The sequence below is a fragment of the Ruthenibacterium lactatiformans genome (genome assembly GCF_000949455.1).
Classification (GTDB): domain Bacteria; phylum Bacillota; class Clostridia; order Oscillospirales; family Ruminococcaceae; genus Ruthenibacterium; species Ruthenibacterium lactatiformans.
In genome coordinates, this window is the sequence record NZ_JXXK01000015.1 from 1 (window position 1) to 14697 (window position 14697).

The 14697-nt window shown below is 56.5% G+C and carries 16 protein-coding genes; 8 read left to right on the top strand and 8 right to left on the bottom strand.

Features of this window, described 5'->3' with window-relative positions:
- Positions 1-180: 180 nt before the first annotated feature.
- The 3 genes from TQ39_RS10975 to TQ39_RS10985 all read right to left on the bottom strand — a co-directional run bounded on the left by TQ39_RS10975 (position 181) and on the right by TQ39_RS10985 (position 2452).
- A complete protein-coding gene (locus tag TQ39_RS10975) occupies positions 181-1050 on the bottom strand; it encodes an aldo/keto reductase (protein WP_050005544.1) in 870 nt (289 codons plus the stop codon).
- A 15-nt stretch (positions 1051-1065) separates the two neighbouring features.
- Positions 1066-1761 (bottom strand): carboxymuconolactone decarboxylase family protein, encoded by a 696-nt coding sequence (locus TQ39_RS10980; protein ID WP_306555361.1) that lies wholly within the window; start codon positions 1759-1761, stop codon positions 1066-1068.
- A gap of 73 nt (positions 1762-1834) precedes the next feature.
- Complete coding sequence (locus tag TQ39_RS10985) at positions 1835-2452, bottom strand: flavodoxin family protein (RefSeq protein WP_050005546.1); 618 nt, start codon at positions 2450-2452, stop codon at positions 1835-1837.
- A gap of 174 nt (positions 2453-2626) precedes the next feature.
- On the opposite strand from TQ39_RS10985, the gene TQ39_RS10990 reads away from it, so the two are divergent.
- Positions 2627-3049 carry a MerR family transcriptional regulator gene (locus tag TQ39_RS10990; RefSeq protein ID WP_050005603.1) on the top strand — a complete coding sequence of 141 codons (423 nt, stop codon included), beginning with the start codon at positions 2627-2629 and terminating at the stop codon, positions 3047-3049.
- Between the two features lie 676 nt (positions 3050-3725).
- Here TQ39_RS10990 and TQ39_RS10995 read toward each other — a convergent pair.
- Positions 3726-4235 carry a ferritin gene (locus TQ39_RS10995; RefSeq protein WP_009326114.1) on the bottom strand — a complete coding sequence of 170 codons (510 nt, stop codon included), beginning with the start codon at positions 4233-4235 and terminating at the stop codon, positions 3726-3728.
- Between the two features lie 192 nt (positions 4236-4427).
- The gene (locus TQ39_RS11000) at positions 4428-5078 is read right to left on the bottom strand and encodes a TetR/AcrR family transcriptional regulator (RefSeq protein ID WP_050005547.1); all 651 of its coding nucleotides are present in this window, start codon (positions 5076-5078) and stop codon (positions 4428-4430) included.
- 299 nt (positions 5079-5377) lie between these two features.
- Here TQ39_RS11000 and TQ39_RS11005 point away from each other — a divergent pair, with 299 nt between their 5' ends.
- The 7 genes from TQ39_RS11005 to TQ39_RS11035 all read left to right on the top strand — a co-directional run bounded on the left by TQ39_RS11005 (position 5378) and on the right by TQ39_RS11035 (position 11673).
- Complete coding sequence (locus TQ39_RS11005) at positions 5378-5851, top strand: DUF6669 family protein (RefSeq protein ID WP_050005548.1); 474 nt, start codon at positions 5378-5380, stop codon at positions 5849-5851.
- A complete protein-coding gene (locus TQ39_RS11010) occupies positions 5848-6831 on the top strand; it encodes a CehA/McbA family metallohydrolase (RefSeq protein ID WP_050005549.1) in 984 nt (327 codons plus the stop codon). Before TQ39_RS11005 ends, TQ39_RS11010 begins: the two co-directional genes overlap by 4 nt.
- Positions 6828-7649 carry an ABC transporter permease gene (locus tag TQ39_RS11015; protein ID WP_009326118.1) on the top strand — a complete coding sequence of 274 codons (822 nt, stop codon included), beginning with the start codon at positions 6828-6830 and terminating at the stop codon, positions 7647-7649. The genes TQ39_RS11010 and TQ39_RS11015 overlap by 4 nt, the downstream gene beginning before the upstream one ends.
- 24 nt (positions 7650-7673) lie before the next feature.
- Positions 7674-8666, top strand: coding sequence for an ABC transporter ATP-binding protein (locus TQ39_RS11020; RefSeq protein WP_009326119.1), 993 nt, complete (start codon positions 7674-7676; stop codon positions 8664-8666).
- 114 nt (positions 8667-8780) lie between these two features.
- On the top strand, positions 8781-9971 hold the full coding sequence (locus TQ39_RS11025; RefSeq protein WP_050005550.1) for an extracellular solute-binding protein: 1191 nt from the start codon (positions 8781-8783) through the stop codon (positions 9969-9971).
- A gap of 10 nt (positions 9972-9981) precedes the next feature.
- A complete protein-coding gene (locus TQ39_RS11030) occupies positions 9982-10830 on the top strand; it encodes an ABC transporter permease (protein WP_050005551.1) in 849 nt (282 codons plus the stop codon).
- Positions 10831-10917: 87 nt separating this feature from the next.
- A complete protein-coding gene (locus TQ39_RS11035; protein ID WP_050005552.1) occupies positions 10918-11673 on the top strand; it encodes a tyrosine-protein phosphatase in 756 nt (251 codons plus the stop codon).
- Between the two features lie 91 nt (positions 11674-11764).
- Here TQ39_RS11035 and TQ39_RS11040 read toward each other — a convergent pair whose 3' ends face one another.
- The 3 genes from TQ39_RS11040 to TQ39_RS11050 form a co-directional block, all read right to left on the bottom strand.
- Positions 11765-12235 carry a low molecular weight protein-tyrosine-phosphatase gene (locus tag TQ39_RS11040; protein ID WP_050005553.1) on the bottom strand — a complete coding sequence of 157 codons (471 nt, stop codon included), beginning with the start codon at positions 12233-12235 and terminating at the stop codon, positions 11765-11767.
- A 15-nt stretch (positions 12236-12250) separates the two neighbouring features.
- Positions 12251-13672 (bottom strand): serine hydrolase domain-containing protein, encoded by a 1422-nt coding sequence (locus tag TQ39_RS11045; protein ID WP_050005554.1) that lies wholly within the window; start codon positions 13670-13672, stop codon positions 12251-12253.
- A 73-nt stretch (positions 13673-13745) separates the two neighbouring features.
- Positions 13746-14666, bottom strand: a complete 921-nt coding sequence (locus tag TQ39_RS11050) for an AraC family transcriptional regulator (protein WP_009326128.1) — start codon at positions 14664-14666, stop codon at positions 13746-13748.
- Positions 14667-14697 lie beyond the last annotated feature (31 nt).

Here is a 14697-nt window from a genome sequence, read left to right on the forward strand (position 1 = left end):
CAAGCGCTTTTACTTCATCATAGACGCCATTCTTTTTGACGGAGCCGCCGCCGTAGGCAAGCAGCACTGTCTTGCCTTTCTTTCGAAGCTCTGTGCGGAAAGCCTGCGCCGCGCTCCCCTCACCAAAATACACCTTCGTCGGATAAGAAAAAGTGAAACTGTTCATGCTATACTCTTCCTTCAATCGTGAATCTTTCTGTTTGTACACATACGAACGAATTCCGGGTCAAAGTGTTTCACGGCAGTACCTGTATAACCTTGATCCAAAGAACTGATCCTCTGCATTTCATCATCGGTGAGGGTAAAATCCCAGATATTGAAATTCTCCTCGATTCGTTCCGGATGGGTGGATTTGGGGATCACCACTACTCCGCGCTGGATGTTCCATCGAAGCATCACTTGCCCCACTGTCTTTCCGTGTGCCGAAGCAATCTCCAGAAGGAGCCCCTCATGGAACGCGCCATATCGGCCGCCGCCAAGAGGCGCCCATGCTTCCGGAACGATATTGTACTTTTTCATAGTAGCCAATGCGTTCTCTTGCGTGAAATAAGGGTGAAGCTCCACTTGATTCACCATGGGCTGGATCTCGACAGTTTCGCAGAAATTCGTAAGGACGTGAGGATAGAAGTTGGACACGCCGATAGCTTTCAGCTTTCCATCCCTGTACGCGTCCTCCATAGCCCGCCATGCGCTAAAGTAGTCCTTCATCGCCTGATGCAGCAAGTATAAATCCAGATATTCCAGTCCTGTTTTTTCCAGAGAGACTCCAATGGCAGCTTTTGCCATTTCGTAATTCTGCATATCCTGCACCCACATTTTAGAGGTGATAAACAGCTCCTCTCTGGTACAGATGCCTTCAGCAATGGCTTCCCGCACAGCTTCTCCCACGGCGTCCTCGTTGGTGTATGAAGCGGCAGTATCAATCAGGCGGTATCCTGTCCGGATCGCATCCAGCACAGAACGCTTACATTCCTCTTTATCACGAACTTGAAAAACCCCAAAGCCCTCCATAGGCATTTTCAATCCGTTTTGCAGTGTTGCATATTCCATAATAGCAGCTCCTCCTTATTTTTCTTTTGCGGCGATTTCGTCAATGATGCTCATAGCATTCAGGCTGCGGGGATACCCGATATATGGCATGCACTGCTCCACGACACTGTAAAGTTTTTCTTTTCCGTTGCCCACGCCGAAATTTCCTGCCGTATGCCCGCGAAGCTGGTTTTCACAGCCTCCCTGTGCAAGAAAGAAACAAAAAGTGATCATCTCGCGTTCCTGGCCGTTCAGGCCGTTGCGGGTATAATAGTCTCCAAAGCAGTTGTCCGCCAGCCAGCGGTTAATGTTTCTGCGAAGCGCCGGGCCATCCGTTTGGCGCTTCGCCATATCGGGGCCAAACAGCTCCACCTGTTTGGCAAGCCCTCGCTCAAACCGGGCTTCCTCATTTGTGGATGCTTGCGGCGCAAGTGGCAGCCTGACGCCATGCTGCTCCATAATCCCGTTCGCAGCAATGAGAAAATCACAGGTGCGGCCGATCCCAAGATAGGCCGTTGCCTGATAGATGGTCTCCTTGATCGCAACGGGGTCAACCCCTATATTCAGCGCTGCGTGGAGCATGTTCTGAAATTCGCCCATGCCCTGGCAGCCAAGCAGGGCGGCCAGGATACAAAGCATCCGTTCCTTTTCCGTGAGGATATTTGCATTCGCGGTTTCGTCCTGAGAAAAATTTGAGATGATCTCCACAAACTCAGGATCGGTCCGGCTCAAAGAAGAATTTACCCCTGCAAATAATCTTCGCGCTCTGCTCTCCGCGTTTTTGTTCATAAAAGCCATCCTTTTCTTATCTTATAAAGTTCGTCAAAACCTTTTCGTTGTCCGGGTGCGGAAGTCCATTCTCTCTTCCCAGGGCGATGCACTTTAACAGCCACGCCATGTTCTTCCCGATATTATACATGGTCATCAGCCCTTCCTTATCCTTTGCGGCCTCCTCCGGCTGTGCGCCGTATACGTGGTTCCAATAGGTGGCGGAAACTACCGGCATAGAGCAGATGGTAAAATACTTATTGATAACGTCGAAAGAAGCTGTGGTTCCCGCCCGCCGGGCAGAAAGTACTGCCGCCGCGGGTTTAAACTGAAATGCCGCTCCGCCGGAATAAAAAGCCCTGTCCATAAAAGCCAACAGCCTGCCGCTGGGATGGGCGAAATAAACCGGAGAACCAAATACAAAACCATCTGCTGATTTGGCCTTTTCTACAAACTCATTCACACTATCATGGAACACACAACGCCCGGTTTCCCGGCACTTGCGGCAGGCAACGCAATCCGGCAGAGCTTCATTTCCGATAAAGAACTGCTCGGTTCCGATTCCCGCTTCCTGCAAGGCACGTTCCACTTCACACAACGCGGCATTGGTACATCCCTTCTTACGGGAGCTGCCGTTTACAAGCAACACTTTCATTTGAATATCCCTCTTTTTCTCTTGCAATTTTGTTATTTCAATGCTACAATGCGTTTGTTTTAACCGCTTGTTAAGATCGATTATATTATACGGTAGTTACTATCGGTCAATAGCCTTTTAAAATTTTTAATGACTTTTTGTAGACACAACCGGAGGTGTAAGTCTGTGTATACAATGATGCAGGTCTGCCGGGAACTGGATATGACCTACCAGACTTTGAAATTCTACTGCAACGAGGGGTTGGTCCCAAACGTCAAGCGCGACCACAACAACCGCCGGGTTTTCGATGAGAAAGATGTAAAATGGATCAAAGATCTTACTTGCCTGAAAAAATGCGGGATGAGCATTCAGGAGATGAAAAAATATCTGGAACTGTGCCTGCAAGGGGAAGCTACCATTGTTTCCCGAAAAAAAATGCTTGCGAGAAAGCAGGAGGAGCTGCGGGCTTCTATTAAGGAATTGGAGGACAGCATTTCCTATATCGGCTGGAAGCAGAATTTTTATGACGAGGTCCTTTCCGGCAAACGTCCATATGTGAGCAACCTCATCCGGACAGCAGAAAAAAAGCCCTTGGCGAATGAACTGTTTCGGGATTAGAGGACAGTTACAGCCGGGGGCTACAAAAACAGCGTGCAATCCTTGTTAAAAGGATTGCACGCTTCAGACTGTCGAAAAAGGCAAAGAAGCAAAAGAAACGTCCGGGGAAAAGCTTGAAAAAGGAGTGGCGACTGCACCCGCAGATGCGTGTCGGAGCGGTGCGACGCCTCCCTTGCGGATAAGCGCGCAGACGCCCCTTTTTCATTTAAAATAACCCCGCGACGCCCCGCAAGACGAGTACCGAGGCGAGCAAAGCGAAGCGACCGCCGAAAGCCGTCGTTCGGGGCGAACGGGGCCAAAGGCCCTGTTCGTAGGCAACTTAGCGAAAAGGGCGTCGAAAAGCGGCTTTTTTCGAAAGACCGAAGCGCCGAAATAGATCGGCGCGTTATTTTATTTTTGTCCGCCCGTTGCACTGTAAAAAATTATCGCACTGTCCGCACGGAGCGTAACGGCTGCCGTCAAGCGGACCAAGCTGTCGGCTGTCTGCACCTCATTTGTGTGAAGCCTTATATAAACTCAATAAACTTCAGCCGTTCCTCGGCGGCCGAAGCAGCAAGAGAAACGGCGTATTTCCGGTTTTTGAAAAACAAATCGCAGTCTTTCCCGAACACCCTGTGTCCGGAGGCGCCGCTTTTCCCCTGCGTCTGGCGCAGGCCGCCATTTTGTCCCTGTCGTATTACAGCACAAGGGACGGTGCGGTATAGACGCGGGCGGCCAACTCGCTGTTGAGCATGTACAGCCCCTTCGCGTCGCTCCCAAACAGCTCCATCTTGGTGATCAGGTCAGCGGCGTTTTTCTCTTCCTCGCCCTGCTCCTTTACAAACCAGTCCAGAAACTGTACGGTGCGGTAATCCTGCGCCGCTTGTGCCGCTGTGTAAATGGCGTTGATGAGTGCGGTAACATACCGTTCATGCTCCAGCGCTGCAGCCAAAGGGGCCTCCAGCGAAGCAAATGCCCCGTCCGGCTTGCCGACGGCCTCCAGTATCACCGGCTGGCCGTTGTTGTGCAGATACTGGTAAAACAGCATCGCATGGTCCTGCTCCTCCTTTGCCTGGACCTGATACCAGTTTGCAAAGCCGTCCAGACCCTTAGACGCATAAAAATTGGCGATGTCCAGATAAAGATAGGCCGAATAAAACTCCTTGTTGATCTGCTGGTTGAGCAGTGCGGAAACAGTTGCTTCCATGACAATACCCTCCGTTCAGCGGCGGCTCCGCCGCTCCATAATTAGTTTTCGCTAACCACAGTATAGCACGGCAGCGGACGGTGTCAATCTCTTTTCGCCTTTTCGTCCAGCCTTGCTCCTATTCTTTTGGGAGCACAGAAAGCGTGCCGCATCCAGTTTGGGATGCGGCACGCTTTTTCCGTTTCAGGCCTTTCAGCGAGGCGGGGCTCCGTCTGCGCTGATGCCCCGCAGAAATGCATCAAATAAAAACCGCGCCATGGCCGGGGCCTCCATACCGTATTTCAGCGACAGAGGCGCGCGGTCTTTTCCCAGGCCGATGAGTACATACACCGCTGTATACGTGGCGCTGACGGCGGTGAGTTGCGCGTCCAATCCGGCCCGCAGGGAGCCATCGTTAAAATTCTCGCATAAAAATCGTGCAGTGTCGCCGGAGCCGAAATCTCCCGGCCGGAACATCCGCTCGTAAACAGCGCTGCCACGCCGCGCCGTTTCCGCCTGATAGGTTTTTTCAAACAGGTCGAAAAATAAAAGGAAATCCGGGTCCAGTTCAAACCGGCGGGCAAGCTCCTCAAAATACACGGAAAAGCGTTCCAGGGCCGTGAGCGGACGCGCCTCCGCCCGCGCCAGCAGTGCGTTTCCAAATGTACGCAGCGCTTGGCGGTGGATGGCCCACAGCAAAGATTCCTTATCGGGGAAATATTTGTAAAGCGTCGCGCGCGCGATACCGCAGCTGTCCGCCACTGCGCTGAAGCTTACGCGCTCGATCCCTTTTTCCACAAACAACTGCCGCGCCGCACGCAATATCTGCTCATACTGCCGCGCATTGTGCTTTTCATATTTCATCTGTGGCACGGTGTGCCGCCTCCCTCTCTTCCGTTCTTCTCCCAGTATACCGCAGACACCCCGGGCAGAAAAATCATGTATGTAAACCACACGCCCGTTCTTTGTAAAGTTCCGATAAAGCCTCTGAAAACTGTCCATTTTTGACCGGTTTTCCCACGGAATTGCGTTCTTTTTACATGGCTCTTACATGTTCTGCGGAGAAAGCATCGGGGTCTATCTTGTAGAATATGCACAGTGAAAAGAAACAAGATTCAACAAAATGACGGAACAACCCGTCTAAAAGGAAAGGATGGAAATAAGTGCCACAAACGAATGAATGGCTTTTGTACCGGGCGTCCGGGCAGCTGCCACGGGGCTTTCAGGGGCACATCTCTTACACAACGCTTCTGCCGGGGGAGCTGCGCGCCCTGCGCGTGGTGTTCACCTTTGACAAGCGCGAACCGCAGCAGGAGCCGGACACGCTGCGCGCGGGCTGTATGGCCGCTGCCGCACAGAACCTGCCCGAAGGTACGCCCGTGCCGGAGGCGTTGGCGGAACATCTTTGCACGATGCCCAAGGGCGAAATCAACGTCTCGCTGTTTTTGAACGGTGCGTGTGTGGGCAGCGCTCACCGCAACCAATTGACAAAGGAAATGCTGCTCGCACCGCAGGGCTCATCCGAGGGCTTTGTAAACTGTCGTCCCACAGGCGTACTGCGGGTGGTGCTGCACGTGCTCAACGTTCTCAACGACGAGACAAACTACACGCTGCGCCTGGAGGAGGTGGCCGGATGAAATTCATAAGAGCAGAGCTGCACAACCATTCCACAGAATCGGACGGTGCGCTTTCTGTGGAATCGCTGGCTGCATACGCCGCGGAAAAAAACTTCGGCGTGCTGGCCCTGACAGACCATAACACCACTTCCGGCCATGCGAAGGCCTATGACGCCATCCGGCGGGCGGGATACGCGCTTGCGCTTTTGCCGGGCGTGGAGATAACCACATTTTTCGGCCACATTCTGGCGCTTGGGCTTGTACAGATGCCGGACATCACCACACTGGACCCCCGTGCGCCGGAGCCTTTTTTTGCAATGCTGCGCACTGCGGGCGCGCGTGCCGTGGGCATCGCACACCCGTTTTCCGTCGGCAGCCCGCTGTTCATCGGCTGCCGTTTTGACATGGAAATGCACGACTGGAACGCAGTGGACTATATCGAGGTCTTTAACACCTCTGTTTCGGAATCCGGCATGGGTGCGCACCCCATGGCAGAGGCGTTCATCGGCAACAGCCGGGCGCTGGCGCTGTGGGAACGGCTGGTGCTGGATGGACAGCGCATCGCGGCCGTCACCGGAAAAGATCTTCACAGCATGCCCCGGGACGCGGAGGTATTCACCACCTACGCCATCGTGGACGAGGCCTGCACGCTGAACGCGGCGGATGCGGTACTGGGCGCGGTGCTGCGCCGGCAGACCATCGTCACAAAAGGTCCTCTGTTCACAGCACACAGCGAAAAGGGACGCGTAACAGTAATATTCGACAACACCTCCGGCTATCTGGACTGGGCACCGGCGCAGGCCGCTGCCCCGGTGCTGGAGCTGAGGGACAGCACCGGAGCGGTACAGCGTGCCGAAACAGACCTGCGCACGCCGCTCTCTCTGTCCCTGGCTCCGGGCGCGCGCAGCGCCGTGCTGAAGCTGTATGCCGGCGCCTGCGCGCCGGTACACCTGTTGGCCGTGGGGGCGCCGCTTTATCTTGACAAGGAGGGAAACGGATGAGACGCCTTTATTTTTCGCTGGGCAAAAACAAATTCTGGGAATATGTTCTGCTTGCGCTGTTTCTGCTGTTTTTTTACGGACCGCTGATGAATATGCTGCTGCTTTCGTTCGCCGGAGATTACGAGTATCCCGATGTCATCCCCCGGAGCTACGGATTCAAATGGTGGGATTATGTGCTCTCCAAGGCACAGCTTGTACAATCCATCGGCACATCGCTGGTGCTGGCTGTTGTTGTAACGCTGCTCTCGCTGGCCGTATGCCTGCCCGCCGCCTACGCACTGGCACGCTACCCGTTCAGGGGCCGCAGCGCCGTGCGCCTGAGCTTTCTTCTTACCAACGCATTCCCCAAAATGGGCATCTACACAGCCATGGCCGTCATCTTTTATAAGCTGAACCTTATCGGCACATTTGCAGGAGTGGTGCTGGTGCACATCGTAAACACGATGATGTTCATGGTGTGGATTCCTTCCGGCGCGTTCCGCACCGTACATATCCAGCAGGAGGAAAGCGCCCGTGACGTGGGCGCTTCGCCGCTGCGCACGTTCCTTATGGTTACGCTGCCCATGGCCAAGCCCGGCATCATCGTGGCTTCACTGTATACGTTCCTCGGTTCCATGGAAGAGGCGCAGGGTTCGCTGCTCATCGGCCTGCCCAACGTGCACACCATGCCCAGTGAGCTGTATGGCATCATCATGTCCTTCCCGGATACCGCGGGCGCGGTATTCGCGATGATCCTGCTGGTGCCGTCCATCCTGCTGCTCGTCGTCTTCCGCAAATATCTGAGCGCCGACGCCCTGTCCAACGGGCTGAAAATGTGACGCGCCCTTCGCAAAGGAGAAAACATGGAAATGAACCTTCCCGTTATCAAGCTGGAGACCCGCAATCTCACCAAAAAGTTCAGCGCTACCGAGGGTGTAGCCGACATCAGCCTCCAGGTGTATGAACACGAGCTGTTAACGCTGCTCGGACCATCCGGCTGCGGCAAAACCACCATCCTGCGCGCCATCGGCGGCTTTAACAAGATCGATTCCGGCAAGATTTTGCTGGACGGCGCCGAAGTACAGGGCCTGCCGCCCGAAAAGCGTCCCACCGGTATGGTATTCCAGAGCTACAACCTGTGGCCGCATATGACCATCTACGAGAATATGGCATTCGGCCTGAAGCTTCGCAAAACGCCCAAAAAGGAGATGGACGCGCAGATCGCGGAGATGCTGGCACTTGTAAAAATGAGCGGCAGCGAAAAGAAATACCCCACTCAGCTTTCCGGCGGCCAGCAGCAGCGTGTGGCCATTGCACGCGCACTGGTGCTCAGGCCCGCCGTACTTCTGCTGGACGAGCCGTTTTCGGCACTGGACGCCAAGATCCGCGGCCAGATGCGCGAGGAGCTCAAGCGCATCCAGCGCGAGGCCGGGCTGACTGTCATCTTCGTCACGCACGACCAAGAGGAGGCCATGGCCATCTCCGACCGCATTGCCGTCATGAACCAGGGTGCCATTGAACAGCTGGACAGCCCTACCGAAATTTACGACAACCCGCACAGCCGTTTTGTGGCGGGGTTCATCGGCGAGATGAACTTTTTGGACGAAGGCGGCGCGGTGCTCGCCGTGCGCCCGGAGGATATTGCTCTGCGTTCGGCCTCCGGCGCGGGCATGGCGCGTATTGAAAGCGTGATGCCGCTGGGCCATTACACACAGATCATCCTTGTGCGCGCAGACGGCGCACGGCTGAAGGTTTTCATTCCCAAGGAACAGGCACTGGGATATATACCCGGCCAGACAGCGGACTATTCCTTCACGCGCTTCAAGCAGTTCGGCGCGGCACAGGCCAGCGCCTGAAGTACTTCCGGGCAAAACAGCTTCGGCTGTTTTCCGCCGGAGCGGAAAGCCGCCCCGGCAATAAATAAGGATTTTATCGTAATCTCATAGGAGATATGGAAGGGAGAAACATTCATGAATCGATTCATCCAGAAGGCGCTGTGCGCCGTCGCCGCCTGCGCTCTTGCGCTGAGCCTTTCCGCCTGCGGCAGCACTTCCCCGGCCACGGGCGCCGCAAGCGCGGACGTTCCCACCGTCACCATCTGGGGTTATGGCGGCCAGGAGGTGCGCGAAGCGCTGCAGGCCGTTGCCGACGCACACAACGCAGACCCCGCCTATAATACCAAAGCCCGGGTGGAGATCCAGTTCGTCGTCTCCGGCACCAGCGAGCAGAGCCTGCCCGACCGCCTTGCCGCTGCCTATCAGGCAGGCGAGACCGACACCGATTTTGACATCATTGCCCTGGACGACAGCGGGATCTCCGCCATTCTGGCCCAGACGAGCGAAGATTTTTTCATCCCCATCGACACCTCGAAGATCCCCAACTATGAAAATGTCGTATTCAAGGACAATATCGTAGGCGATACCTTCATCCCCTACCGCGGCACAGCCGTGATGCTGGCCTACAATTCCGAAACCGTGGAAAATCCGCCTGCAACGGCGGACGAGCTGTATCAATGGATCAAGGACAATCCCGGCCGTTTCGCCTACTGCGACCCGTCCACCGGCGGCTCCGGCTATACCTTTGTAACGACCGCCATCTACAACCAGCTGCCCGACGAAGCACGCATGTCCCCGGACACCAAATGGGAGACCGAACACACCGCCGAGTGGGACAACGCCTTCGCCCTGATGGCCGAGCTGCACCCTTATCTGTACCAGACGGCGGGCAAGGTACAGTACCCGATGAAGAATGCCGGTTCGCTGGACCTGCTGGCCACAAAGCAGATCGACATGACGCCCGCGTTCGTGAACATGGTGCTCAGCCAGAAGAATATGGGTACGATGCCCGAGTCCATCAAGCTCCAGCCCATCGAGCCCGCCTTTTCCGGTGCGCTGGCCGGCTTCTGCATCCCGAAAATCGCCAAGGATCAGGAGGCCGCGCTCTCCGTCATCGACTACTACCTGAGCTATGAGGCCCAGGCCATCGGCTGGAACACCATGTATGCCTCCCCTGTCGTGGACACTGCCAAATTGGAAAATCTGGACCACGCCGACTGGCTGGAGGAGACCAATATGGACGAGCTGCGCTATTTTTCCATCGGCATGATACAGAAGGATATCGTGGTACGCTGGGCGGAAGAGATCGCGCCGCTGGCACAGTGAGGCCGCGCATATGGCAAACCAGAAAAAACACAGATGGCTGCCGTACCTGATGGTTCTGCCCGCGTTTTCCATTATGGTTCTGGTGGTGGTCTTTCCCATCGTAAACACAGTGGCCCGTTCCTTCCGAACAACGGACGGGCGGTTCACGCTGGACAACTATGTCTATTTCTTTACCAGCGCCGAGGCGCTGCAAAGCCTGCTGTTCACCCTCGCCGAGGCTCTCACCGTCATGGCACTGAGCGTAGTGCTCAGCTTTCTGCTGGCACTGTACCTCCGCTTTTCCAAAAGCCCCGTCAGCCGCGCGCTGGGCAAGCTGTATCTGCTGCCCCGCTTCATCCCGGGTATCGCCGCAGTGTACGCGGTGATGAATGTCATCAAGGACTCCGGCAGCATCAACCGCATCGCCGCAGCCTTCGGCGTCGATTACAAGCCCGGCCTGCTGTATGACCTAAAAGGCATCATTCTTTCAAACCTGTGGTTCTGCATTCCCTTTGCCGCCATGATGATGAGCGCCGCGCTGTCCAGCGTCAACGATTCCTATGTGGAAAGCGCGCGCGACGCCGGATGCTCCTGGCGGGATGTTCTGTGCCGCATCATTCTTCCGCTGACATACAAGGACGTCATCGTCAGCGCCACCTTTATCCTTATGGGCCAGGTGGGCGCGTTCACGATTCCCTACCTGACAGGCCCCAACAATCCAAAAATGCTGGGCATCCTGCTGTACCAACAAACGGGCACCTACATGAATTATGAACGTGCGGCCGCACTTTCGGTGCTGATGTTCCTCATCTGCCTGGGCGGAGCCATTGTATACATCCGTTCGAACATGAAAGAGGAAGTGTGGGAAACAGGCAAATAATTTGCCCCACGGAACATGCAAAGGGCGGCCCGGCATACCGCCGGACCGCCCTTGCCGTTCCTCATCAACAAAAAGGAGTTTTCGATCATGGAGCAGACGATTTGTGTCAACGCCCCTCTGGTACTGGCCGGTACGCGCAACACCCGCGAATTGGGCGGCTACCCCGCCGCCTGCGGCAGGAAGACGCGCAGGCACGCCTTCCTGCGTTCCGACGGGCTTTCCGGACTGACGGACAAAGACGTGCAGATGCTGCTGGATTACGGCGTATGCTGTGTGGTGGACCTGCGCAGCGAAAGCGAGACGGCCGCCGCTCCCTCCCGTCTTGCAGACGTACCCGGCGTGGATTATTATTCCATCCCCATGCTGGACGAGGCGGCGAGCCAGGGCTTTACGGGCGGAATGCCTGAGCGCATGGGCGATGTATACGTGAAGCTGCTGTCCGGCCGCGGCGACGCATTTGCACGGATAATCCGCATTTTTGCACAGCACAGCGGCGGGACGGTGCTGTTCAACTGTACCGCCGGAAAAGACCGCACGGGCGTGACGGCCATGCTGCTTTTGCTGCTTGCGGGCGTGCCCTGCGAGATTGTCGTTGCCGATTACAGTGTAAGCGAAGCCAACATGCAGGAGATCTTCAAACAGCAGAAGGCCTGGCTGGAAAAAACTTTCGGCGTCACCCCGCCGGATGCGGTATTCTCCTCTGCGCCGGAGGAGCTTGAAACGGCGCTGGCCTATCTCGCGGAGCACTACGGTACCGCGGAATCGTATCTGCTGCAGGCCGGTGCCGCGGCGCAGGATATTGCTGTCGTGCGCGGCATGCTGCTGGGCGAAGCCTGTGCCTGACGCACGAAATGTACAAAAGGCCGGGCGCCGCCCGAACGGAGTTCCGTTCAGGCGGCGCCCGGTCTTTTGTTTTCTGTTTTTTCGCGCAGAGCTATTCCGGCCGCAGCCCGCCGCGCAGCAGATGCTCCAGCAGCGCCCCGCATCCCTCGCACACATCGGCATATGTTGCGTCAAAATCTCCGGTATACCAGGGGTCGGCAATATCACGGGGGTGAGCGGAGTAATCCAGCAGACGGTACATTCTGCGTTCCGGGTCGCCGCCAAAAATGCGCCGCATGTTGGACAGGTTGTACGAATCCATGCCCAGCAGCAGGTCCCAGGCCCTGTAATCGTCCGGGCGCAGACGTACCGCGCGCTTATCCGCGCAGGAAATGCCCACAGCCCGCAGCTTTTCCCGTGTGCCCTGGTGCACAGGGTTGCCCAGCTCTTCACCACTGGTAGCGGCGGAAGCCGCGTGGAACAGAGCCCCCATGCCACGTTTTCCAGCCATCTCCCGAAACACAAATTCCGCCATGGGCGAACGGCAGATATTGCCGTGGCAGACGAACAGTATTTTGGTCATTGCTTCCACATTCCTTTACCGCTCTATTTTGCGCTGCGGGCGGCCCGCTTCCAGCAGCTTTTCTTCCCCAAAGACATCCAGTGGGGAGAAAAGCTCCATGCGCATGCCTTCCCCGCTGGAGGCAAAACGCATTTCAAAGGCATGGGGCGTATTCAGGCTGCGGCACTCCAGCACCAGCAGGTCCCCGCGCATATGCGCCGCCGCGGCGAAACGCAGCGGCGCGCGTTCCGCCCTCGGCATCTGGCGGAAGATGGCGGGACGGAAATTTTTCGCCCAGAGCGTATTCTCCCGCCACGTACCGGACGGCGCGCACACCTTCTGCACACTGCCGCCGTCGCACAGCCATACACAGGCGGCTTCTCCGTCCACGCGCACACGCAGGCCTGTGAACCCCGCCGGGTTTGGCCGGAAATCCAGCCAGCCTGTATCCCATTCTCTGCCGTCCAGCCTGCCCTGGGGTATGTACGCCTCCGGCAGCCCTCCGTCTGCGCACGCGCCGTCCCGCTTATGCAGATTTTCCAGCAGGAGCCACAGCGCGTCCAGCTCGGCACTCATATTTGTGCACTCGGCCGTAACGGCGGCCGCAATTCCGTTTTCAGGCAGAACCACACACAACTGCCCAAAGGCGCCGTCGCCGCGGAAGCCTCCACGCCGGTTCATCCAGAACTGATAGCCGTAGCCCGCACACCAGTCCGGCGTGCCGTTGCCCGCATTTACGGAGTGCGGCTGCGCAGCCATATGTACCCATTCCCGCGGCAGCACCCGGCGTCCCGCCCACTCGCCCTCGTTCAGATACAGAAGGGCCAGCTTCGCGACGTCATCGCAGGATGCCTGCAGCCCGGTGCCGCCCTGGCACCGTCCGTCTGCACAGGTCAGCCACGAAAACTCCTCCACACCCAGCGCGGGGAACACCGTGCGTGCCAGAAGCTCGGGAACCGTGCGGCCCGCGGCACGGCGCACCAGCTCTGCCGCGAGATAGGAGGCGGCGGTATTATAGGCGAAAAACGTCCCCGGCTCATGGGACAGCGGCGCTTCAAAAAAAGCGCGCACGCCATCCTGCGAAAATGCCGCCTGCGGCATCACACAGGCCGCATGCCCTGTATTCATGGAGAGTACATGCCCCACGCGCAGGCGGCTCCAACGCGCGTCGCCCGAACACAGAGATGCATATTCGGGGAACCAGTCCAGCACCCGGTCGTCCGGATGCAGCTTTCCCATTCCAAACGCAACTCCTGCAGCCGTGGAAGTAAAGCTTTTGCTCAGCGAGTACATTTCCCGTTTATCGCCGCAGCTGTAAGGCGCGACGGCCCAGCGGACCATGCACTCATTTTTTTCAAAAATCTCCAGCGCGTGCAGCTGCACTCCAACGGCGCGGGCGTTCCGCCCAAACTCCGCAAGGGCCGCATGCGAAACAGACGCATGCACAAAATTTTCCATATCCCATCTCTCCCCGGCCGCGCGCCGCGCGGTCTGTTTTTTTGCAAAGCCGCCGCGCCCGTCCGGGCGCGGTTCAGCTTTCAGAGTTCTTGATTGCCCGATAGGTGCGCGGCGAAATACCTACGATCTTTTTGAATGTGCGCGAAAAGTGCGTCGAATCGTTGAAGCCCACCTCGTATCCCACCCAGGTAATGGAATTGGCCGGGTCCTTCAAAAGCTCAATGGCCTTTTGGATGCGCAGGTTCATAATATACTCCACCAAGGTCTGCTGGGTGAGCAGCTTGAACAGATAGCAGAAATATGTTTTGGACACCATGGAGATACGGCACACATCCTCCAGCTTGAGCGGCTCGTTGTAATGCGCTTCCACATACCGGATGGCATCTTCCACCATAGGCTTGTATTTGTCGTAAACGGCCGCTGCGGTATGGCTTTGGGGCGACTGAGAATATTCCCGTGCCAGTACAAGCAGCAGCTCCATGATCTGCACGCGCAGGAATTCCTCATAATAGATATCTCCGTTTTCGTATTCCACCAGCATCGCGTTCATCAGCGTGTTCACGCGCTCTCCCGTTTCAGGCCGAAGCGAAAACTGGGAATGGATGTCATCGGCATCCTTGAGGAACAGCCAGGCAAAAGAAAGATTCAGCGCCGCTTCATGCACCTGCTGATAGGCGCTGTTCTCCTTCGGCGGAAAAAAATGGTCGAAAGAAAATTCGCAGCTGATGATCTCGGCATCTTCCAGCCGCACCACCTGATGCTCGACCTTCGGAGGAACGATGAAGATATCGCCGCGGGCCATCAGATGCTTTTGCCCCTCCACCCAATGCTCACAGCAGCCTCGGGTGATATACCAAATCTGCATATAATCGTGGGAATGGGGCAGATAGCCGGAGGGATTCTCCGATGTGACCTTATAGATCTTACAGAATCTGCTCTTGGTGAACATCGTGCTCTTTTCAAATAAAACGGCCGGCTCATTCCATACTTCCATCGCTTTGTCCCTCCTTCTGATATACCGGCGC

Excerpts from the sequence above, each read along its gene's own strand:
- TQ39_RS10975 (WP_050005544.1), bottom strand. The coding sequence starts at position 1,050 with ATGGAATATGCAACACTGCAAAACGGATTGAAAATGCCTATGGAGGGC.
- TQ39_RS10985 (WP_050005546.1), bottom strand. The coding sequence starts at position 2,452 with ATGAAAGTGTTGCTTGTAAACGGCAGCTCCCGTAAGAAGGGATGTACC.
- TQ39_RS10990 (WP_050005603.1), top strand. The coding sequence starts at position 2,627 with ATGATGCAGGTCTGCCGGGAACTGGATATGACCTACCAGACTTTGAAA.
- TQ39_RS10995 (WP_009326114.1), bottom strand. The coding sequence starts at position 4,235 with ATGGAAGCAACTGTTTCCGCACTGCTCAACCAGCAGATCAACAAGGAG.
- TQ39_RS11000 (WP_050005547.1), bottom strand. The coding sequence starts at position 5,078 with ATGAAATATGAAAAGCACAATGCGCGGCAGTATGAGCAGATATTGCGT.
- TQ39_RS11010 (WP_050005549.1), top strand. The coding sequence starts at position 5,848 with ATGAAATTCATAAGAGCAGAGCTGCACAACCATTCCACAGAATCGGAC.
- TQ39_RS11015 (WP_009326118.1), top strand. The coding sequence starts at position 6,828 with ATGAGACGCCTTTATTTTTCGCTGGGCAAAAACAAATTCTGGGAATAT.
- TQ39_RS11020 (WP_009326119.1), top strand. The coding sequence starts at position 7,674 with ATGGAAATGAACCTTCCCGTTATCAAGCTGGAGACCCGCAATCTCACC.
- TQ39_RS11025 (WP_050005550.1), top strand. The coding sequence starts at position 8,781 with ATGAATCGATTCATCCAGAAGGCGCTGTGCGCCGTCGCCGCCTGCGCT.
- TQ39_RS11030 (WP_050005551.1), top strand. The coding sequence starts at position 9,982 with ATGGCAAACCAGAAAAAACACAGATGGCTGCCGTACCTGATGGTTCTG.
- TQ39_RS11035 (WP_050005552.1), top strand. The coding sequence starts at position 10,918 with ATGGAGCAGACGATTTGTGTCAACGCCCCTCTGGTACTGGCCGGTACG.
- TQ39_RS11040 (WP_050005553.1), bottom strand. The coding sequence starts at position 12,235 with ATGACCAAAATACTGTTCGTCTGCCACGGCAATATCTGCCGTTCGCCC.
- TQ39_RS11045 (WP_050005554.1), bottom strand. The coding sequence starts at position 13,672 with ATGGAAAATTTTGTGCATGCGTCTGTTTCGCATGCGGCCCTTGCGGAG.
- TQ39_RS11050 (WP_009326128.1), bottom strand. The coding sequence starts at position 14,666 with ATGGAAGTATGGAATGAGCCGGCCGTTTTATTTGAAAAGAGCACGATG.